This is a genomic window from Aerococcus sp. 1KP-2016, assembly GCF_002252085.1.
Classification (GTDB): Bacteria; Bacillota; Bacilli; order Lactobacillales; family Aerococcaceae; genus Aerococcus.
On the sequence record NZ_NEEY01000027.1, the window covers coordinates 1 to 21160 of the forward strand.

16 protein-coding genes, 1 tRNA gene and 1 pseudogene are annotated in these 21160 nt (G+C 37.8%); 14 read left to right on the forward strand and 4 right to left on the reverse strand.

Annotated features, from left to right (window positions below; translation table 11 throughout):
* Positions 1-88 (forward strand): IS3 family transposase (locus tag B9P78_RS10685; RefSeq protein ID WP_148138560.1); only part of this gene is annotated, 88 nt, incomplete at its 5' end.
* A gap of 77 nt (positions 89-165) precedes the next feature.
* Here the strand turns inward: B9P78_RS10685 and B9P78_RS06075 are convergent.
* The gene (locus B9P78_RS06075; protein WP_094518604.1) at positions 166-1212 is read right to left on the reverse strand and encodes an ABC transporter ATP-binding protein; all 1047 of its coding nucleotides are present in this window, start codon (positions 1210-1212) and stop codon (positions 166-168) included.
* Positions 1213-4042: 2830 nt separating this feature from the next.
* Between B9P78_RS06075 and B9P78_RS06080 the strand changes: the two genes are divergently transcribed.
* From B9P78_RS06080 to B9P78_RS06110, 6 genes and pseudogenes are all read left to right on the forward strand, one after another.
* The gene (locus B9P78_RS06080; protein ID WP_094518605.1) at positions 4043-6070 is read left to right on the forward strand and encodes a DHH family phosphoesterase; all 2028 of its coding nucleotides are present in this window, start codon (positions 4043-4045) and stop codon (positions 6068-6070) included.
* A 2-nt stretch (positions 6071-6072) separates the two neighbouring features.
* On the forward strand, positions 6073-6525 hold the full coding sequence (rplI, locus tag B9P78_RS06085) for a 50S ribosomal protein L9 (RefSeq protein WP_094518606.1): 453 nt from the start codon (positions 6073-6075) through the stop codon (positions 6523-6525).
* 143 nt (positions 6526-6668) lie between these two features.
* The gene (gene dnaB / locus B9P78_RS06090) at positions 6669-8057 is read left to right on the forward strand and encodes a replicative DNA helicase (protein ID WP_094518607.1); all 1389 of its coding nucleotides are present in this window, start codon (positions 6669-6671) and stop codon (positions 8055-8057) included.
* Between the two features lie 17 nt (positions 8058-8074).
* Complete coding sequence (locus B9P78_RS06095; RefSeq protein WP_094518608.1) at positions 8075-9367, forward strand: adenylosuccinate synthase; 1293 nt, start codon at positions 8075-8077, stop codon at positions 9365-9367.
* A 162-nt stretch (positions 9368-9529) separates the two neighbouring features.
* Positions 9530-12020: pseudogene (locus B9P78_RS06105) on the forward strand (heavy metal translocating P-type ATPase).
* 133 nt (positions 12021-12153) lie between these two features.
* Positions 12154-12226 (forward strand) — tRNA-Lys (locus B9P78_RS06110).
* A 57-nt stretch (positions 12227-12283) separates the two neighbouring features.
* Here B9P78_RS06110 and B9P78_RS06115 read toward each other — a convergent pair.
* The 3 genes from B9P78_RS06115 to B9P78_RS06125 all read right to left on the reverse strand — a co-directional run bounded on the left by B9P78_RS06115 (position 12284) and on the right by B9P78_RS06125 (position 15176).
* Positions 12284-13624, reverse strand: coding sequence for an amidohydrolase (locus B9P78_RS06115; protein WP_094518611.1), 1341 nt, complete (start codon positions 13622-13624; stop codon positions 12284-12286).
* A 212-nt stretch (positions 13625-13836) separates the two neighbouring features.
* A complete protein-coding gene (locus B9P78_RS06120; RefSeq protein WP_094518612.1) occupies positions 13837-14247 on the reverse strand; it encodes a PTS transporter subunit EIIC in 411 nt (136 codons plus the stop codon).
* Positions 14248-14564: 317 nt separating this feature from the next.
* Complete coding sequence (locus tag B9P78_RS06125; RefSeq protein ID WP_233487758.1) at positions 14565-15176, reverse strand: deoxynucleoside kinase; 612 nt, start codon at positions 15174-15176, stop codon at positions 14565-14567.
* A gap of 169 nt (positions 15177-15345) precedes the next feature.
* Here B9P78_RS06125 and B9P78_RS06130 point away from each other — a divergent pair, with 169 nt between their 5' ends.
* From B9P78_RS06130 to B9P78_RS06160, 7 genes are all read left to right on the forward strand, one after another.
* Positions 15346-16122: a threonine/serine exporter ThrE family protein gene (locus B9P78_RS06130; protein ID WP_094518613.1), complete on the forward strand. Its 777-nt coding sequence runs from the start codon at positions 15346-15348 to the stop codon at positions 16120-16122.
* A complete protein-coding gene (locus B9P78_RS06135; protein WP_233487759.1) occupies positions 16122-16619 on the forward strand; it encodes a threonine/serine exporter family protein in 498 nt (165 codons plus the stop codon). The genes B9P78_RS06130 and B9P78_RS06135 overlap by 1 nt, the downstream gene beginning before the upstream one ends.
* A gap of 39 nt (positions 16620-16658) precedes the next feature.
* On the forward strand, positions 16659-17873 hold the full coding sequence (locus tag B9P78_RS06140) for an alpha/beta fold hydrolase (RefSeq protein ID WP_233487760.1): 1215 nt from the start codon (positions 16659-16661) through the stop codon (positions 17871-17873).
* An 87-nt stretch (positions 17874-17960) separates the two neighbouring features.
* Positions 17961-18788, forward strand: coding sequence for a DUF2185 domain-containing protein (locus B9P78_RS06145; protein WP_094518615.1), 828 nt, complete (start codon positions 17961-17963; stop codon positions 18786-18788).
* Between the two features lie 34 nt (positions 18789-18822).
* Positions 18823-19200, forward strand: a complete 378-nt coding sequence (locus B9P78_RS06150) for a CidA/LrgA family protein (protein WP_094518616.1) — start codon at positions 18823-18825, stop codon at positions 19198-19200.
* Positions 19193-19885: an LrgB family protein gene (locus B9P78_RS06155; protein ID WP_094518617.1), complete on the forward strand. Its 693-nt coding sequence runs from the start codon at positions 19193-19195 to the stop codon at positions 19883-19885. Before B9P78_RS06150 ends, B9P78_RS06155 begins: the two co-directional genes overlap by 8 nt.
* Positions 19886-20134: 249 nt before the next feature.
* Complete coding sequence (locus B9P78_RS06160) at positions 20135-21160, forward strand: branched-chain amino acid aminotransferase (RefSeq protein ID WP_094518618.1); 1026 nt, start codon at positions 20135-20137, stop codon at positions 21158-21160.

Consider the following 21160-nt stretch of genomic DNA (forward strand, 5'->3'; position numbering starts at 1 on the left):
TGAATTTTACAACAATCATCGTTATCAGAAAAAATTAAAAAAGATGACCCCGACTGCTTATCGGGATCATCTTTTGTGGGCAGTATAATGTTCTTTTTTATTTGTTCAGTTTATTGGTAGGGGTTCAATAATGGACCTTTAAATCTTTTACTTCAATAAATTCCATTAGACAACACCATCCTTAAATTCGTCGACATCTTCTTGTTCAGGAAAATGGAAATGTTCCCAGCAAGTACATCTCACGAAATGATTTGGTGCAACTTCATGCAAGGTAGGATTTTCCTCATGTTCACTTGCGTCAATCCAAGGGATACGATCTGCAAAACGACAACCAGTTCGTGGTAAGTTTTGTAATGAAGGAACAGTACCTTGAATAACATGCAATTCATCTTGTTCATTCTCTATCCCCTGAGGCACTGAATTGAGCAGTGAACGAGTATAAGGATGTTTTGGATTGTTGAATAATTCAAAGACATCGGCAACCTCAATTACTTCACCCGCATACATCACCGCCACCTTATCAGCCATTTGGGCCACCACCCCTAAATCATGGGTAATTAATAAGATGCCTGAACCAATTTCATCCTGTATATCTGTCATCAGATCCAAGATTTGAGCTTGAACGGTTACATCCAGAGCCGTTGTCGGTTCATCTGCAATGATAATTGCTGGTTTATTTGCCAAAGCTATTGCGATGACAACTCGTTGACGCATACCACCGGATAGTTCATGTGGATATTGCTTCATGACTCGTTTAGGATTAGGAATTTGAACCTGATTCAATAATTCTTCTACTCGAGCTAAACGTTGTTCGCGGTTCAAATTTGAATGGTATAAAAGCGTTTCAGCAATTTGGTCCTGAACAGTCATCAAAGGATTTAAAGAACCCAAGGGATCCTGAAAAATCATACCAATATCATTACCTCGGTTAGCGTTAAATTCAGCTTCAGTATTTTCAATTAAATTTCTCCCATTATAGAGGATTTCACCTGAAATTTGAGTATGTCCTTTATCATGCAACCCAACAATAGAAGTTGCCAAAGTACTTTTTCCAGATCCAGATTCTCCAACAATAGCGAGTACTTCATTTTTATTTAAAGTTAAAGAGACATCATCCACAGCATTGTAGTAGGTATCTCCAAAACGAAAGCCTGTGGCTAAATGATTAATTGACAATAGGTGCTCAGAAAGCAATATGGTCACCTCTTTCATATTATATTTTATCACATTATATGGAACTAATCGTTTTCTAATGTTCGCATTTGAATAACCTTACCGCAACTTATAATATATTTCAAGTGAAAAATGAAAAATAATTCATTTTATTCACATTTTATTCATAAGTTTATGCTCGTGTAACCGTTATCTTATAATCTGATTTTAATAACTAGATAGATTTTTGTCCTTGAAAGGTAAGCATAAAAAAGAAAACAAACGTTTGTGGATAAGTATGTGTGTAAGTTGTAAAAAAACCTAACAAAGACCGTATATTCGACGTTTGTACTTGGGGACAAAAGAACAGATTTGAGCAAAATACATAGCCTTTGTTTGACTTATTCACATGTGGAAATGGACGTTGATTATTATCAAGGAAAGAAGTTCGTGTAGAAAGTATAAAATGAATGCAGCTAAATGCGAATGATGTGACATTAGGTAACACTCGGCAGTAGTCATTGTTGTAGTACAGATACGAATAGATTAGAGAAATAACCAAGAAAATTTGCGAAAAATAGGTATAAGATAAAGAATACTATAGGTGTAAGGGGAAAAGCAGAAATGACCCTAAGATGAAAATATTTTTTCATCTCATGTATATAAGGATAGATACTTAATAAATAAGGTAAGTAAGTATGAAGGTATAACGACGATATTGCAGGTGTCATGATTGTAAATTTACTATTTAAGCTGGAAATGCCCTTTTACCTGCGATATAAGGAAATTATGTATGAGGTAGTTAGATATATAGTTGTTTATTTGTTCATTACTGCAAAATTAGAAACAAAAATGCAAATAAAGGCCTAAGAGGTGATTGACGAGTAACTTATATACATTTCTTGGGAAATTTCAATTGTTATTACGCTATCTGTTTAGGATTACTTTACACGTTTCCTTTCCTTTTAGTGGTTTGTGGGTAGAAAGAAGTTTGAAGTATAGTTTTGCAGTTTTATTATCAGTTGTTGGTTATTGTTTATGTGTGTGATGAATGAGGTTTGGTTGATATCTTTTTTGTATTGTTTGTTATTGATCACCAATATTGTATGGTCTGTCTATATTAACACCATTTTTGAATTGTTTTTGCTAAAATTTTTAGTTTTTGGTTCTTTTCAAGACATATATTTATCAAATCCCGTAAGTTTTAATGAACTTTAAAAGGAAAGTTTCACGTGAAACATTGCCCTGGTGCAGGGGAGATATTTTCCGCAATCATTTATCGTTATTATAGAATTTTGAAGATATGAGGCCGTAAAATTATATTTCATAGTGAAATAATAGTTATTTACTTAACTAGAATGAATATATATCGTAATATCACGCACGCATTCAATTTGTTCATGGGTCTGTTGCTAGAAAGATGGATGACGGTGGTCTCATGAGAATAAATATCGGTGGCTTTTAAATAATTGCTTCGACATAACATAAGTATATGTTCATTAGTTATTAGGATTGGTGTTAATAAAATGTCTAGCTTACTGAATGTGATTGGGAACGATACTGATTTATTTTCGTTGGAAGAATAATTAAATCAAGTTGTTATACTCAGATGTTTCACGTGAAACATTTTGTTTGAACGTATTTAATTCATTTATTGTGGTTGTATGTGTATACACACAGCCACACCTTTGATGGATATGCGACGAATAAGAAGTTTTCAATTTATTTCATGCGATAATCAGAAAAATAATGAAAGTTGAATGTTGAATTTGAAGAATTAACATTGATAAGCGCGTGGCGAGGTCAGACGGACCTTTACCTTTGTTTACATGCAGGCAATCATACATATCATATTATTATTCGTTAACTTACTTATTTCTTATAATAATTAGTTCAGAGTTAGTTATATGTGTAACGTTGTTAATATTAATATTTGAAAGCAAGTAGATAAAAATATCTACGCTTCAACTACACCACAACACACAGTACCAGCAGATACATTAACTAATTGAGTTACAAATCAGTTTAATTATAGTGTTTTAATATCAGTAATTTAGTTTTTTTGGAAAATATAATTGAGTTCAAGTTCATGAATATAGGATAATTAGTAATTAAGTAGGTGAGGTTTTCGCTAAAAAGTATCTAACTGGAACTACTGGGTAACCTCTTTGTTTTTAAATAATAAACTTAGTACTAGACCATAATGTTTCACGTGAACATTATTTATATAATTGTTGGTTTTTTACAGGAATAATTGTTAACTGGTAAATGTAAATTTCTTAAAACAAATAAATTCTGTGAAACATGAGATAAGGATAATTATCCTTATCTCACAAGTTGATTAAGGAACATTTATGGTTCAGGTTGATGGATAATGATGCTATGCTAGGCTTGTTTATCTATCATCGAGAGTTAGTGGTGACTGAAATCGTTGAGGTAATTTTTAGAGTTAGTAACAATATAATCATTTATAGATGGAACAGAATAATAAATAATGATCCTCTCTAATATCTAGGATTTAATTTAAATTAATTTCAAAATAGCAGCAGTTATTAAGCCTTTTTCTTTATATAAAGAATTAGATGACTAAGCTTATTTAATTGAGGGTAAAAAAAAACAGTAGGATGTTGGTGGGGTTAGTGATTTCATAAATTATGAAAAATTAGGTTTAAAAGAAAATTATTTAAACAAATAAGGTAATTTGTTTCTTATTTATCTAAATATGATGCATTCTAGTGAAAATATCTTTATAAATTGTTCACGTGAAACAATTTATAAAGAACATATGTTCCTAAACCCAGAATCAATACATAAAACTGATAGTTTTTAAAGATTGTGTTAAAATGGGTAATGTCAAAGTGTCTAATTATTGACCTAAAGGAGAATATTTATGAAGAGAGAGAATTGGCAGTCAAAAATTCCATCTTTCTTATTACAACCAATTATTATCTGGCCATTGGTGATTGGTATTTTACTATTAATCATTGTTGCAGGGATAAGTTTAATGGGAAATCTACAATTGGGGATTATTACAATTATAATCACCATTGTGGTAATTGGTTTATTGGGATTTGTTTCTTTCCAAATGCTTCATGCCTTAAATACTTATATTTTAAGTTTAGGTAATCAAATAAAATCAGTCCAAAGTGAGATTTTATTAAAGATGCCGATTGGTATTATTGTATTTGATGAGAATGCTACTACAATTGAATGGGTAAATCCCTTTTTACAAAAGTATTTCTATCAAAAAGAAATTATTGGTTTAGATATTAGTGATTTGGATGAGGAATTGCATGACCTGTATCAAGAGTTTCAAGATGATAAGACATTAAAATCAAAACGATTTGAATGGAAGAATGCATATTTTGAAGTGACCTATTTACGTGCCGAACATGCAATGTACTTCATTGATTCAACTAAATATGGCATTATTGCTGAGAATGCAGATGCCAGCCGAATTGTAATTGCTCATATCGTTATTGATAATTATGATGAAACGGTATCTTCTATGAACGATAGACGTAAATCAACGATTGATAATTCAATGACAAGCGATTTATCGAAATGGGCTAAGAATTATGATTCGTATGTGAAGCGTTTGGATGATGATCATTTCTTGTTAGTATCTACGTATGGACAACTAACGCTTATGGAAGAGAACAAGTTTGCTATTGTAGATAATATCCGGGAAAAGACTTCTAAAGCAAATGCACCACTTACGATTTCAATGGGTATTGCCTATCAAGAGAAAGAGGATGTTATTGATGTAGATGATATCTCTAATCAAGCACAATCTAACTTAGACTTAGCGTTAAGTCGTGGTGGAGATCAAGTTGTTATTCGTACGAAAAATCAAAAGGCACGTTACTATGGTGGTAAGACAAATCCTATGGAAAAACGGACACATGTTCGTTCGCGTCAAATTGCCAATACCATTGCAGCTATGATCAAGAATACGTCTTCGGTCTTTGTAATGGGACATGACTATCCGGATATGGATGCAATTGGTGCGAGTGTGGGTATTCGCCGTATTGCTGAAATGAATAATCAAATGTGTTACATCATTATTGATGAATCTCGAATTAATGATGATGCGGAGCGATTATTAGCAGAATTACGTAAGGATGAAGTGATTGCAGCTTCTTTAATCACACCTGAGCAAGCTGCTACACTTATGCAATCTGATTCGCTATTATTCTTAGTGGACGTGCATAAGCCATCAATTACAATTGCACCGGATTTGATCACCTCTAATAGACCTGTTATTATTATTGATCACCATCGTAAAGGTGAAGAAATTCCAGATAATGTGATGTTAGAGTATATTGAACCATATGCATCATCAACTAGTGAATTGATTACAGAATTCTTTGAGTATCAAAATCAAGAAGGCGAACCAATTAAACGGATTGAAGCAACCGCAATGTTAGCTGGTATCATTGTAGATACACGAAACTTCTCTTTACGTACGGGTTCTCGTACGTTTGATGCAGCAAGCTATTTGAAATCTGTAGGGGCTGACTCATATATGATTCAAAACTTACTTAAAGAAGATTTATCAGACTATGTGAAACGTAATCAATTAATTGAGAATGTTGAATTGGTTTCTGGTAATCTGGGGATTGCACATGGGACAGATGATGAAGTATATGATTCAGTCACAGCCGCGCAAGCAGCAGATACGCTATTATCAATGCGTAATGTAGATGCATCATTTGTTGTCTATCTAAGAGAAGATGGACGCGTGGGTATTTCAGCGCGTAGCTTGGGCACAATTAACGTTCAACGAGCTATGGAAGAATTAGGGGGCGGAGGACATTTATCAAATGCAGCTACCCAAATCGCAGATGTTACTGTTTCTGAAGCAGTAGACATGTTAAAATCAGTTATTATTGAAAAGAATGAGGAGGACGAATAATCATGAAGGTTATTTTTCTAGCAGATGTTAAAAATCAAGGTAAAAAAGGTCAAGTGAAAGAAGTGCCAAATGGTTACGCACAAAATTTCTTGATTAAAAAAGGTTTAGCTGAAGAAGCTACTTCAAGTGCAGTTTCTGCTTTACGTGGACAAGAAAAGGCAAATGAAAAATTAGCACAAGAAGAACTTGAAGAAGCTAAAAAATTAAAGGCGACAATTGAAGATGAAAAAACAATTGTAACGATTAAGGCTAAAGGTGGCGAGGATGGTCGTTTATTTGGTTCAGTACCATCTAAACAAATTGCGACGGCTTTATTAAAACAATATGACATTAAAGTAGATAAACGTAAAATGGACTTAGATGAGCCAATTCGTTCATTCGGTTTTACAAATGTACCGGTTAAATTACATCATGAAGTAGAAGCAACTATCCGTGTTCATATTGTAGAAGAATAAACATTTCTGATAGCAATAAGAGGAGCTTGGGACTAAATACCCGAGCTCATTTTTTGTTGATAGGACTTTTATCATTTGATGGCGATTTTATTCCATTTATGACTAGATTTTTAGTATAATGAGTAGGTAATGGAGGTGCTGATTTGGCGGAAAATTTTGATAACATAACACCGCCTCAAAGTATTGAAGCCGAGCAAGCTGTACTTGGTGCGATCTTACTTGATTCCGATGTGTTTATTTCTGTGCTCGAGTATTTATCAGCTGACGATTTTTATAGTCGTGCGAACCAGTTGATCTTTGAAGCTATGGAAGAATTGAGCCGGGACGATGAGGCGATTGATGCATTAACGGTACAACAAAAGTTAAATAACATGCATATGCTCGAAAATGTGGGCGGTTATGAGTACATTTTCCAACTGGCAAATGATACACCAACTGCTGCTAATGCGGAGTATTATGCCAAAATAGTGGAAGAAAAATCCCTATTAAGAAAATTAATTCAAGCATCAAATAAAATTTCTCGCGAGAGTTATGAGCAAGAAGAGTCAGTTTCTGTTATCCTAGATGAGGCTGAAAAAGCCATCTTAAATGTGGCTGAAAATCGTAATCGAAATGGTTTTATTCATATCCGAGACGTAGTATTGGATAGTATGCAGAATCTGGATGATTTGTCTCGAAATGGCCAAGAGGTGACGGGTATTCCTACGGGCTATCCGGACCTTGATCATATGACTGCGGGGTTACAACCCGAGGAATTGATTATTCTTGCTGCACGTCCTGCCGTTGGTAAGACTGCCTTTGCTTTGAATATTGCACAGAATGTTGCTACAAAGCAAGGTGGGGTTGTAGCCGTCTTTAGTTTGGAGATGGGTGCGGAATCATTAGTAAACCGTATGATTTGTGCTGAGGGTAGTATCAATGCGGGTCATTTGAAGACGGGGCAATTAACCGATGACGAGTGGTCTGATTTGATTGTTGCGTCAGGTGCCTTATCGGAAGCGGATATCTACATAGATGATACGCCAGGCATTAGGGTAACCGAAATTAGATCTAAAAGTAGACGTTTACTTAAAGAACGGGGACAACTAGATCTAATTGTTATAGATTACCTTCAATTAATTGAAGGGTCTGGTAAAAGAAATGAAAATAGACAACAAGAAGTTTCTGAAATTTCACGTCAATTGAAAAAAATTGCGAAGGAATTACATGTACCTGTAATTGCTTTGTCGCAGTTATCTCGTGGTGTGGAACAACGTCAGGATAAACGACCTGTGTTGTCTGATATTCGTGAGTCTGGGTCTATTGAACAGGATGCGGATATTGTTGCTTTCCTTTATCGTGATGATTACTATGAACGTGGTGAAGGTGGCAGTGATGAAAGTGAAGAACCGAGACTTGAAGATAACATTGTTGAAGTAATTATCGAAAAGAACCGGTCTGGTGCTCGTGGTACAGTGAAACTTATTTTTACAAAAGAATTTAACAAATTTTCATCGGTGAGCTTTAGAACTGATGATGGTATGTTTAATTAAAGAGAGGAAAATTATATATGTCAGGAATAGTCGTAGTAGGTACTCAGTGGGGAGACGAAGGGAAAGGTAAGATTACCGATTTCCTAGCGAAAGATGCATCTGTGATTGTGCGTTATCAAGGTGGAGATAATGCAGGTCATACGATTCAATTCGATGGCACTAAGTATGCTTTACACTTGATTCCTTCAGGTATTTTCTCATCTGAGAAGCTATCTGTTATTGGTAACGGTGTGGTTGTAAATCCTAAGGCTTTGATTAAAGAATTAAATTACTTGAAAGATCACGGTATCGATGTGAGCGGTTTACGTATTTCAGACCGTGCACACGTGATTTTGCCTTATCATATTGAGTTAGACCGTTTGCAAGAAGAAGCAAAAGGCGACGACAAAATTGGTACAACTATCAAGGGTATTGGTCCAGCATATACAGATAAGGCTTCTCGAAGCGGTATTCGTATATGTGATTTACTTGAAAGAGATACATTCGCAGCTAAGTTAAAAGAAAATATGACTTACAAAAATGACGTTATTACTAAAATTTATGGTGGCGAAGCCTTAAATTATGACGAAATTTTAGAAGAATATTATGCTTATGGCCAAGAAATCAAAGAATTTGTTGCAGATACGTCTGTTATCATCAACGAATACTTAGATCGTGGTGAAAATGTCCTATTTGAAGGTGCGCAAGGTAACCTATTAGATATTGATCAAGGTACTTATCCATTCGTAACTTCTTCAAACCCTGTTTCTGGTGGGGCTACTGTTGGTACAGGTGTTGGACCAACTCAAATTTCTAAAGTTGTAGGTGTTGCCAAAGCTTATACTTCTCGTGTAGGTGAAGGTGCATTCCCAACAGAATTATTTGATGAAGTTGGCGATCAAATTCGTGAAGTTGGTCGTGAATATGGTACAACTACTGGCCGCCCACGTCGTGTTGGTTGGTTTGACTCTGTCGTAATGCGTCACTCAAAACGTATTTCAGGTCTAACTGATTTGTCATTGAACTCAATTGACGTGTTATCAGGTCTTGAAACAGTGAAAATCTGTGTAGCTTATGAAAAAGCTGACGGTACTCGTATTGATTACTACCCAGCAAGCTTGAATCAATTAGCTGAATGTACACCTGTTTATGAAGAATTACCTGGTTGGTCTGAAGATATTACAGCATGTAAGACACTTGAAGAATTACCTGATAATGCACGTCGTTATGTTGAGCGTGTTGGGGAATTAGTTGGTGTCAATATTGCAACATTCTCTGTTGGTCCAGACCGTAATCAAACAAATATTTTAGAAGATATCTGGAATAGCTAATTAGCTTAGCTTGATTTGATATTGAAAGGATCCTGAAAGGGGTCCTTTTTTGTGTAAAAATTGTCAAACTTGTTGAATTTTCGTTGACAAGTGTAATCAGTAGGGATATATTATGAATAGAAACAAATTACAAACGTAAACGAATAAAAGGGGTTATAAATTATGAGTACAACAAGTTATACAGTTCCAGATATGTCATGCGCCCACTGCAAAGCGCGTATTGAAAAAGAAGTAAATGGTTTAGATGGTATCCAATCTGCAAATGTTGAATTAGCGGATAAACTTTTAATCGTAGATTTTGACGAAAGTAAAGTAGATGCTGCTGCAATTGAAGCGGCTGTTGCTGAAGCTGGTTATACTGCACAAGCACGCTAATAAGTTCAATAGGGAGGACGTCATCATGGCTCAAGAAACGTATAATATTGAAGGGATGACTTGTGCGTCCTGTGTGAAGGCTGTAGAGCGAAGTGTAGGTAAGTTAGATGGTATTCAGGAATTATCGGTGAATTTAGCTACCGAAAAGATGCTTGTTTCATATGATGATCGTGTCGTGAGTGAAGCAAGAATTGTCGATACGGTTGAGGATACTGGTTATAAAGCTTCATTACAAACAGCAGTTGTTGAGGGACCAACGCAAGCAGAAAGACATGCAATACATATCAAAGATTTATGGCATCGTTTTGTCTGGTCTGCTATTTTTACCCTGCCATTATTATATATTTCAATGGGGTCAATGGTAGGACTCCCTTTGCCTAGTGTGATTGATCCGGTAGCGCATACGATTGCTTACGCGTTAACGCAATTAGTGTTGACCTTACCTGTCATGTATCTTGGTCGTTCATTTTATAAGACTGGGTTTAAAGCTTTATTCAAGGGACATCCGAATATGGATTCTTTGATTGCGATAGGGACTTCAGCAGCAATTTTACAAGGGATTGTGATGACGATACTATTGGCGAGTGGTCAAGTAATGGTTCATGGCGGTCATCCTGAATTATACTTTGAATCTGCTGCTGTTATTCTCACTTTAATTACATTAGGCAAATACCTCGAGGCTTTTTCTAAGGGGAAAACATCTGAAGCAATTAAGAAATTAATAGATTTAGCACCTAAGACAGCACGTGTTATCCGAAATGATCAAGAAATTACGATAGCCATTGAAGATGTTGTGGCTAATGATGTGGTGGTTGTGCGGCCAGGAGACAAAATCCCAGTAGATGGCGAAATTATTGAAGGTTATTCTTCAGTCGATGAATCAATGATTACGGGTGAAAGTATGCCCGTTGAAAAGACTGTCGGCGGTGAGGTTGTTGGGGCAAGTATGAATAAAAATGGCTCCTTCCGATTTAAAGCAACCAAAGTTGGCCAAGATACGACACTAGCGCAAATCATCAAGTTAGTAGAAGATGCGCAAGGGTCAAAAGCTCCAATTGCCAAGTTGGCGGATGAAATTTCTGGCATTTTTGTGCCCATCGTAATGGGACTAGCGGTATTAGCTGGATTATTATGGTTTTTCTTGGGGCAAGAATCTTGGATTTTTGCCTTGTCTATCACAATTGCCGTTCTCGTAATTGCTTGTCCCTGTGCATTGGGGCTTGCAACACCGACAGCTATTATGGTCGGCACAGGTAAGGGTGCTGAAAATGGTGTGCTGATTAAAAGTGGAGATGCATTAGAAGAGGCACAAAAGGTGCAAACGATTGTATTCGATAAGACAGGTACAATCACTGAAGGCAAGCCGGTTGTCACAGATTCGATTCCCTTTAACGAGATAGAGGAATCAGACCTATTATGGCTTGCTGCATCTGCTGAAAGTAATTCTGAACATCCTTTAGGTGAAGCTATTGTTGAAGAGGCAAGTAATCGCCAAATCACTTTGGATAAAACAGAAGGATTCCAAGCTTTTCCAGGTCATGGTATTCAAGTAAGTGTAGCTGGGCATACAGTTTTGTTAGGAAATCAAAAATTAATGACAACAAAAGATATTGATTTATTGGATGCCCAAGTCCAATCTGACCAATTAGCTTCTGAAGGTAAAGCGCCCATGTTTGTGGCCGCCGATGGTCAATTAATTGGTTTAATCGCTGTTGCCGATACAGTCAAAAAAAGTTCGATCGCAGCCATTGAAAAATTGCATCACATGGGCATTGAAGTTACTATGATTACTGGTGATAATAAGGGAACGGCTGATGCTATTGCTAAACAAGTGGGCATTGACCGCGTACTTAGTGAAGTCTTGCCTGAAGACAAAGCGAACGAAGTGAAGAAATTACAAAATGAGGGTCGCCATGTGGCTATGGTTGGTGATGGTATTAATGATGCCCCTGCATTAGCGCAAGCCAATGTGGGTATTGCCATTGGCTCAGGAACAGATGTTGCAATCGAATCTGCGGATATTGTGTTGATGAGAAGTGATTTAATGGATGTGCCGACAGCCATTGAATTAAGCCGTGCAACTATTAAGAACATCAAAGAAAATCTATTCTGGGCTTTTGCCTATAATATAGTTGGTATCCCAGTGGCCATGGGTATTTTATATCTATTTGGGGGACCTCTATTAAATCCCATGTTAGCTGGTGCAGCGATGAGTTTATCCTCTGTATCTGTTCTATTAAATGCGTTAAGATTAAAAGGATTTAAGCCAAAAGCTTAAGCCTAATGATTAGCCAGATTGTCTCTATTTGATAGAGATGAGCTGGTTTTTATAATTTTTTTAGGCAATCTCTTGAATTTATTGCTATCTGGGTGTAGAATTATACTATTGTAGATGATATTTATCCACAAATGGACTGATAGCTCAGTTGGTAGAGCAACGGACTCTTAATCCGTGGGTCCAGGGTTCGAGCCCCTGTCGGTCCATAATATAAAAAGTTAAAGCCCCAAAAGGATGGTATTTCAACCTTTTGGGGCTTTTGTTTATTCTTGTCTTAAAATTTCAGCGACTTTGGCGTTAAAGGGTGCCATTTGAGCTTGTAGGCGTTGGCTAATGGCTGCTTCGCTGAAGCGAGTAAGTTGTTTATGTGCCACGAGTTGTTGGCCGGCAACCCAAACAGCTTCTACGTTGCTGGCTTCCGCTGAGTATACAAGGGCTGAATAGGGATCGAATATTGGGTGCATATTCAAAGACTTGCGTTCGATTAAGGTAATGTCTGCTTGATAACCGATTATAAGTTGACCTACCTTATCTGATAAACCAAGGACGTTAGCACCACCGCGTGTTGCTAAATTGACAATGGTTTTTGCTGGAAAGATTGAACGATCTTGATTGTAGGTTTTTTTGGCATAGGCAAATGTCCGCATCTGAGTGAATAAATCTAACCGGTTACCACTTGAAGGACCATCTGTACCTAGTCCAACCGGCACATTTGCGGTTAGCATATCTTTGATTGGAGCAACCCCTTTGGCTGCTTTCGTGTTCGCAACGATACAATGTGCAACGCCGACGCCATGCTTATGTAGAATGTCGAAGTCTTTATTTTTTGCGTGAATGCAGTGGGTTGCAATGATTTTTGCATCAAAAAAATTTATATCAGCTAGGTATTCAATGGGTGTTTGCCCATATTTGTCTTGAAATTCGGCCATTTCATAATCCATTTCACTTACATGGATCATGACGGGTACATCATACTCAAGGGCCATTTTTGTGACGGCTTGTAGGCTCTCTTTGGAATTGGTATTGGGCGCATGTGGGGCAAGCATTGGTTGAATCAAGGGATGTCCTTGCCATTTTTTGATAAAAGCTGGCGCCATTTTCAAACCATAATAGGCATGACCATCACCATCTGGGGTTTCTTGGCCAATGACGGTTTCACCTAAGAGGGCACGAACCCCCATGGCATCTGCTTCGTCAGCGATAGCATCTTCAAAGTAGTACATGTCAGAAAAGGTTGTAATACCTGCTAAGAGCATCTCAGCCATGGCATATTGCGCACTGGCGCGAACAAGGTCTTCAGATATGTCAGCTTCTAATGGAAACAAGAGCTTCCGCAGGCGATCTTTCATGTCATCACCGAGACTTCTGAAGGGAATCATGCCAACGTGTGTATGCGTATTGATGAAGCCAGGGATGAGGATACCATCCTCCGCATCAATGACTTGGTCTGCCGAATGTAATAGGTCCTTTAAATGAAGAGAAGGACCTTCATCAGGTCCTATCTCCGCAATTTTGTCATTTTCGATGAGTAGGTAACCAGGATGATATTCGGTCATTTGCTCATCCATGGTTAATACCCAAGCGTTTCTAATGAATGTTTTCAATGGAAACCTCCGTGATTATTGGTTGACGATCGTGCAAAGTTATTGATTGCGGCAATGGTACTACCTAATAGATCCCCTAATAAATTGCCAAGTGGACCAATGATGAGTACGCCTAAAATGGCCGTTAAAGTTAAGACAATGACGGGTAATAGAATACCTCGCACGATTTCGGGAATAAATTCTTTGCAGGCTTTTTCTATATAACTTTGAGCCTAGATAATTAGAATTATCGGAATAACACTATTGTTATAGGTACCTGTATTTACTAGGGGAATTCCAAAGAAATCGGCACCAGGTATAGGATTACCCATTGTAGCAACGACGTCCGGATGCAATAGGAAAAGGGCAACGGAAGCGGCTAATACCTTATTCGTTTTAAATACTTCTGCTGATGAGTAGGCAAGTAATACTGGCAAAAAGTAGAAGATAGCATTAGAAATATTGGATAGAATGAAATCCTCTGCTTGATCGGCAGGCACAATACCTGTTGTTTGTAAGATAATCAGAATACCTTGTAAGATACCAGCAGCCATCAAGGCGATTAAATTAGGGACAAAAATATCACGCAAGCCATTGATAGCGTTATCAATAATATTTGGTTTTGCATTCTTTTCTATTGTCATAATTGTCTCCTTTGTTTAGGCACAGTTCATCATGAATATAGGCTTATCATATCAAAATTCAGATAAAAGGAGAATAAGAATTTAATAAATAAATCACAATTATTACAAAAAACATAAAATTGAAAATGTTAAAAATGCAATTTTTATAGATGTTCCGCTTATAGATATTTTTTCACATGTTTAATAATGCAATGTTTAAGAACATTATACAAAAAAAGCAGCATCTAGGAATCGGTTATTTCCGGATGCTGCTTTCTTTATACGGCTGTTCCCCTAAATTTGGGCAGTAATCAGTAATTGATCGTAGGTGTCCTGAATTAATTTAGCAACCATTTGGCGATCACTTTCAGAATCGATGATGTCGTATTGACTAACATCAATCGACATTTTTGCGCTCTTATCGTAGCTTTCGTACCATTCACCATACAGGTATATAGTTGTTGGTAGTAAGCTAACAAATCTGGTCGACCGTCTACTTGCTCGTATGAACGACCGCGGCGTTTGATTTTTTCTAAAATCATGTCAAAAGGCCCTGTTAGGTATACTAATAATTCAGGTTGTTGGTTGGTATTTTCAGAGATGATGCGAATGTCGTCCATCATATTGGCCAATAAATCTTGGTATAAGTTCCATTCAACATCTGAAATATTCCCGTTCATGTTATTCACTTGCGTAAATAGGGCATCTTCGTAAATTGAGCGGTCTAGGATAGCGCGATCTAGACGCATACCACGTTTGATACTCTTGATACGTTGATTTAAAAAGTAAATTTGTAATGAGAAGGCATATTTTGTTGGTTCGCTATAGTAAGCATCCAAAATTGGATTTTCTGAAACTTCTTCGAATAGGGGTTCTGCGTTAAACATTTCTGCCATATAGTTGGTGTAGGTGGTTTTTCCGACACCAATCATTCCTGCCATTGTTATCATGAGGTGATGCTCCTTCGTCTGTGTAGTCGGGTGCAATTATAGCACAAATTTTTACTTTGGTGGATGAGAAGCCCATGTAAAAAGAAAATCAATTTCTATACAAGATGCACCTTCATTGAGGGCGAGCATATGTTACAATAGCCGTGATTACGCGAAAGGATGGGGTTTAATGGCAGATGTAAATAAAAAAATTATGGAGACGGCCTTGTTAGCGGGCAAAATTATGACGGAGAGTAATGCTGAATCATATCGTGTGGAAGATACAATGAACCGTATTTTAACTACATCAAATGCAGCCTATGCCGTTGCAATTTCCCTATCAACAGGACTCTATATCACCTTAGATGACCCATCATTTGAAGGTTCTGGATTTACGGGTATTACACGGATTACCCGTCGCTCAAACAACTTAAACAAAATCACCTTGGTTAACTATATTTCTCGCGATTTAACAGCTGGTAAAATCAGTATCGACCAAGCTTATGAACGATTACAAGAGGTACGTTCAAAAGGACCGCAGTATTCCAAGTTACAGGTATCGATAGGAATTGTTGGTTTAGCGTCAGCCTTTTCCTTCTTATTTGGTGGTAGTGCGGATGAATTCATCGTTGCTACGATAAATGGTTTAATTTTGGCCTTAATGTATCGTGTTGTAGATCGGTATTATATTAGTGAAGGTTTCTCCAATATCGTGCAAGCGCTAGTGGTAACTGTTGCGGCCTATCTAATGAAAGAATGGCTACAATGGGATGTGGATACGAATATTGTTATTGTATCGACCTTGATGCCCATGGTTCCTGGGACGGCGATTACCAATTCTTTACGCGACATTTTCCATGAGGACTATTTAGCCGGGGCCTCTCGTGCTGTGGAAGCATTTCTGAATGCTTTGATGATAGCCATTGGTGCAGCGCTTGGTTTAGTGATTATTGGAGGTTTGATGTAGTGGAAATAATCTTACAATTATTTGGTGCATATTGGGTGGGGGTATTTGCCTCATTAACGTTAGAAGCACCTCGAAAAGTACTTTATTGGACCCCTATTATTAATATCGCAGGTTGGGGTGCCTATATGCTAGGCATGGAATTCTTAGGTTTATCTATGCTGTTAACTACTTATTTTGGTTCATTAGTTATTGCAATTTTGTCGCACATCTTCGCGCGTATTTTTAAAGAACCGGTCACCATCTTCTTTATTCCAGCATTCTTTTTATTTGTTCCTGGAGGTGGGATGTACCGAACGGCTTTGGCCTTTATACAAGGTGATTCAGCGAAAGGGATGAATGAACTAGGACTAACCCTTTTTACGGCCTTAGCAATTGCCCTTGCTGTATATACAGCGGATACGGTCATTCATATTTGGAACCGACAAAAGTTCCCTAAATTTGTCCGTAAAAATTACCGCGTCTTACCAACGACGAATAAACGAAAACCTAAGAAATAAACGAAACTTCGAACTGAAATGAAGGAGGTCCACATTGAAATGCGCCTAAAACAAGGAATGTATCTATTTGGAACGGCCCTTGCTTTACTGGCAGGGTGTGGTCAAGCTACCACTGCTAACCAGAAAACAGAACAGGCGAATAGTGTTAATTCACCGACTAGTTCAGCGAGTTCAACTGCCCAAGTAGCTTCGACAACAACAACACTACAATCGCAAACACAGACAATTTTAGCGGCAGATGATCCTGCCTTAGCTACTTTTCAAGCAAAAACCAGTGACCTACCTAGCGTGACAACCATTGATAAGGGTGCAAGTGGCATTCAAGAAAGCCATTTATTACGATTAAATGATGTGGCGCAGTATGTTTATGAAGTTGGTCAGGGGGAAGATTTGCCAGTGGCCATTTTTTTACATGGCGGGCCAGGTTTTTCTTATACGAATTCGGCGGATAATATGGCGGGGTTGGTAGGAGATGCCAATATCCTCTTCTGGGATCAAATTGGGGCGGGACACACCTTTAGTGAAAATCCAACACTAGAGCCTAGTATGGATAATCTCATTACCTCTCTAGAAGACTTGGTGACCTACGCTAAGACACGTTATGGCGTAGATAAGGTGGCCATCATCGGGCACTCATGGGGTTCTGCCCTGGGCGCTACCTATGCTAGAACGCATCCGGATGATGTATCCGTATATATAGGTGTGGGTCAGGTTGTGACATCAGCAGAAGATGAGCAAGTGGCGCTTGCTGAAACCAAAACACGCGCTGAAGCTGCAGGTAGGAGCGATTTAGTCGATCAATTGAGTGAAATCGATGCGGCTTATCCTAATCAAGAGAATTTTATAGAGGTTGCCTATGATGCAGCCCTCTTACGCAGTGTGCAAACTGAATTAGGCTATAATGCAGCTGATTTTGTCCAATACCTTCCCTTACTGTTTTCGGGTCAGGCAACTAATTTAAGTGCGTCTGATCAGGCCACATTAGACCGCTTGTTATTGAACCAACGCTTGTACCGCCAACTCTTAAAAAGTGATTTCTATGCAGAAGGTACAAGTTTTGAAATGCCATTCTATTTAATAAGTGGGGCAAACGATATCCAGGTACCAGCAAGCCAGGCGCGTCAGTTAATAGAAGACATTGATGCACCGGATAAAGCCTATTATGAAATACCAGATGCTGGGCATACGCCAATGGACGACCAAGCAACGCAATTCAATCAGTTAATTCGTACAATTTTAAAAAACAATTTGTAACATTATTTCGTTAAAATTATGCTAAAGTAGTATATACATTATATATTTAATAATTTTTAGATGAAAATGAACAACCGGAGGACAAATATGACCAAGGAATTGATTTCAAACGGCGGTAATTGTTTAGCTTCAGCGGCACTTTTAGAAGGTAAACAACCTTTGTTGTGGGCATTTCGAGAAAAAAGTTTAATGCCAAGTGACAGTGGTTGGCGTTTCTTTGCTGCGACTGACACGCAAACGGAGATTATGGACGGGAAGAGCATTTTATTAGTTGATATTAATAAAATTGCTGAATTAGAACCAATTGTTGCGAGTATTTATTGGTATCCTGAAGGCGCAGATTTTCAGCTAGCGAGTAAAGATGGCAACAAATATTTTGTTTACAACGATACTTTTGAAAGGGTATTGCCTGCAGTGAACGCCAAGGATTTACCCTTCGAAACAAAGGCTTTTCAAAATCATTTTGAGCTCCTTGCCGCTCAAGAAGAGGCAAAAGGTTTTGAGCACGAAGTTTTACAAATGAGTGCGGAGCAAGTCGACATGTTAAAGCTATTGGACTTAATGCATGTGCAAGACACAGATCAGTTATCTACTACAGAGATATTTATGAATGCGGGCCTTTTATTGGGATTTGTTGGTGCTCGCAATCAAGCATTTCATATCGATTTGAACCAAAACCAAGTGCAAGATATCGCACGCACCATGGTGGATTACTTTAATCTTGATGTGGAGACGGCCACAGCCTATGTACACCATTATTTAACAATCAAACATGACGGGCGTGCAATTGCGGAACAACAATTATTGATGTACGGCAATAAAATGTACGAGTGGGTATTGGAAGATAATTTTCTAGCCATCAAGAATGAATATGCGAATTTATTGATGCATCATCGCAAGGCTAATATGTTGTAATATTAGCCCGGTCATAGGGAATGGAGAGAGAATTTTGAAATATTTGAAACAAGCGTTTGTCATTTTGACCATTACATTGATTGCTGAAATATTAGCAAACGTACTACCCTTATCACTACCAGCGTCCATCTACGGCATGCTCATCTTGTTTTTCGGCTTGTTATTTGGGGTGATTCAATTAGAGGACGTTGAAGATGCAGGTGAATGGTTGATGATCATCATGCCAATGATGTTCGTTGTGCCAAGTGCTGGTTTTATCACATCATGGCCTAGCTTACAACCGAATTTAATTCCGTGGATCGTCATCATCCTTGTACCAACTGTTCTTGTCATGGGTGTTGGTGGTTTGGTTGCGCAATTCTTACAAAATCGAAAAGATGGCAATAAAGAAGGAGGCCGTGACAATGACTAGTTTATTTGCTTTATATCCTTCATTTGGTTTAGTGCTCACTTTATTGGTGTATATGGTTGCATTATGGGTAAATAAGAAGTTGAACTCTTCGCTTGCAAACCCCTTATTGATTGCGGTTATTCTAATGATTGCCCTATTAGTGTTCACAAAAACGGATGTGCCTACTTATCAAGAAAGTGCGAAATTCATTGGCTATTTACTAACACCAGCGACAATTTCCCTGGCTATTCCAATTTATAAACAACGACGTATTTTGAAAGAAAACTTTTCAACCATTTTTACTACGGTTGTCGTGGCAATGGTTGTTGGACTTGCAAGTATCATATTCATCGCTAAAATCTTTAACATGGATGAAGTCGTGCTACGCTCAGTATTAGCGAAATCCGTTACCACTGCCATCGCTATTGACGTAACTGAAATTATTGGTGGGTTGACGCCTATCATGGTTGGTTCTGTTGTATTAACAGGTATCTTTGGTGTTGTCATCAACGAATGGGTATTCAAATTATTGAAGATTGATTCCTATTTTGCCCGTGGATTAGGACTAGGTTCATCTAGTCATGCTATGGGTACGGGTGAATCGATGAAGAAAAATGAATTACAAGGTGCTGCATCAAGTATTGCCATGGTTATATCGGGTATTATTGTTGCCGTCATCGTGCCAATCATCGCGAATTGGCTATAAGAAAAATGTGAATAGATTGCATAACCGTATTTGTCTATGTTGGCAATGCGGTTATTTTTGATTAAAATTAGAATAATTCTCATTTTATTTGAAAAATGATGCAAATTTCTCATAAAGAGTGGTAAAATGATTGTCAAACCGATGAATTACATAACGGCAATTTTGTTGAATGATCGAAATGTGGCCTAAGCCGTTAATGATTTCATTTTTATTATAAAATTTGATTTATTATAGAGAGGAAGTTTTAACATGGCAGTAGATATCAATTGGGAAGAATTAGGTTTCAGCTATATGAATTTACCATACCGTTGGCGCGCTTATTGGAAAGATGGCGAATGGTATAAAGAAGGCTTAGAAACTGAAAATACTATCCAAATTGCGGAAGGTGCACCTATTTTACATTACGGACAAGGGGCTTTTGAAGGCTTGAAAGCCTACCGTGCAAAAGATGGTACAATTCAAATTTTCCGTCCAGATCAAAATGCCAAACGTTTAATTGCTTCTGCGGAACGTTTATTGATGCCGGAAATTCCTGTAGATGACTTTATCCATGCAGTGAAAGAAGTTGTCAAAGCCAATGCGGACTATGTACCTCCATATGGCACTGGTGCAACTTTATACCTACGTCCAACCTTAATCGGTGTGGGTGATAATATTGGTGTACATGCCGCATCTGAGTATATCTTCACGATTTTTGCAATGCCGGTTGGCCCTTACTTTAAAGGTGGCATGGCACCGACAGCCTTCACAACTTCAAAATATGATCGAGCAGCGCCACAAGGTACAGGTGCCGCTAAAGTTGGTGGGAACTATGCTGGTTCATTGAAACCAGGCGAAGAGGCTAAAGAAGCTGGATATTCAGACGTAGTATATCTTGACCCTGCAACGCATACAAAAATTGAAGAGGTGGGTGCAGCAAACTTCTTTGGTATCGAGAAAGAAACCAATAAATTTGTGACACCAAAATCACCATCAATCCTGCCATCAATCACAAAATATTCATTATTATGGTTGGCAGAACACCGCTTAGGTTTAGAAGTAGAAGAGGGCGACGTATATATCGACGATTTAGACCGCTTCAGCGAAGCAGGGGCATGTGGTACGGCAGCTGTCATCTCTCCAGTAGGTTCAATTACCCATAACGGTAACAAACACGTATTCTACTCTGAAACAGAGGTTGGTCCTGTAACCAAACGTTTATATGATGAATTAGTGGGTATCCAATATGGTGACGTAGAGGCACCAGAAGGTTGGATCGTTAAACTAGAAGATTAG

Coding starts and splice junctions, on each gene's coding strand:
- B9P78_RS06075 (WP_094518604.1), bottom strand. CDS start 1,212: ATGAAAGAGGTGACCATATTGCTTTCTGAGCACCTATTGTCAATTAAT.
- B9P78_RS06080 (WP_094518605.1), top strand. CDS start 4,043: ATGAAGAGAGAGAATTGGCAGTCAAAAATTCCATCTTTCTTATTACAA.
- rplI (WP_094518606.1), top strand. CDS start 6,073: ATGAAGGTTATTTTTCTAGCAGATGTTAAAAATCAAGGTAAAAAAGGT.
- B9P78_RS06095 (WP_094518608.1), top strand. CDS start 8,075: ATGTCAGGAATAGTCGTAGTAGGTACTCAGTGGGGAGACGAAGGGAAA.
- B9P78_RS06120 (WP_094518612.1), bottom strand. CDS start 14,247: ATGACAATAGAAAAGAATGCAAAACCAAATATTATTGATAACGCTATC.
- B9P78_RS06125 (WP_233487758.1), bottom strand. CDS start 15,176: ATGATAACAATGGCAGGAATGATTGGTGTCGGAAAAACCACCTACACC.
- B9P78_RS06130 (WP_094518613.1), top strand. CDS start 15,346: ATGGCAGATGTAAATAAAAAAATTATGGAGACGGCCTTGTTAGCGGGC.
- B9P78_RS06140 (WP_233487760.1), top strand. CDS start 16,659: ATGCGCCTAAAACAAGGAATGTATCTATTTGGAACGGCCCTTGCTTTA.
- B9P78_RS06145 (WP_094518615.1), top strand. CDS start 17,961: ATGACCAAGGAATTGATTTCAAACGGCGGTAATTGTTTAGCTTCAGCG.
- B9P78_RS06155 (WP_094518617.1), top strand. CDS start 19,193: ATGACTAGTTTATTTGCTTTATATCCTTCATTTGGTTTAGTGCTCACT.
- B9P78_RS06160 (WP_094518618.1), top strand. CDS start 20,135: ATGGCAGTAGATATCAATTGGGAAGAATTAGGTTTCAGCTATATGAAT.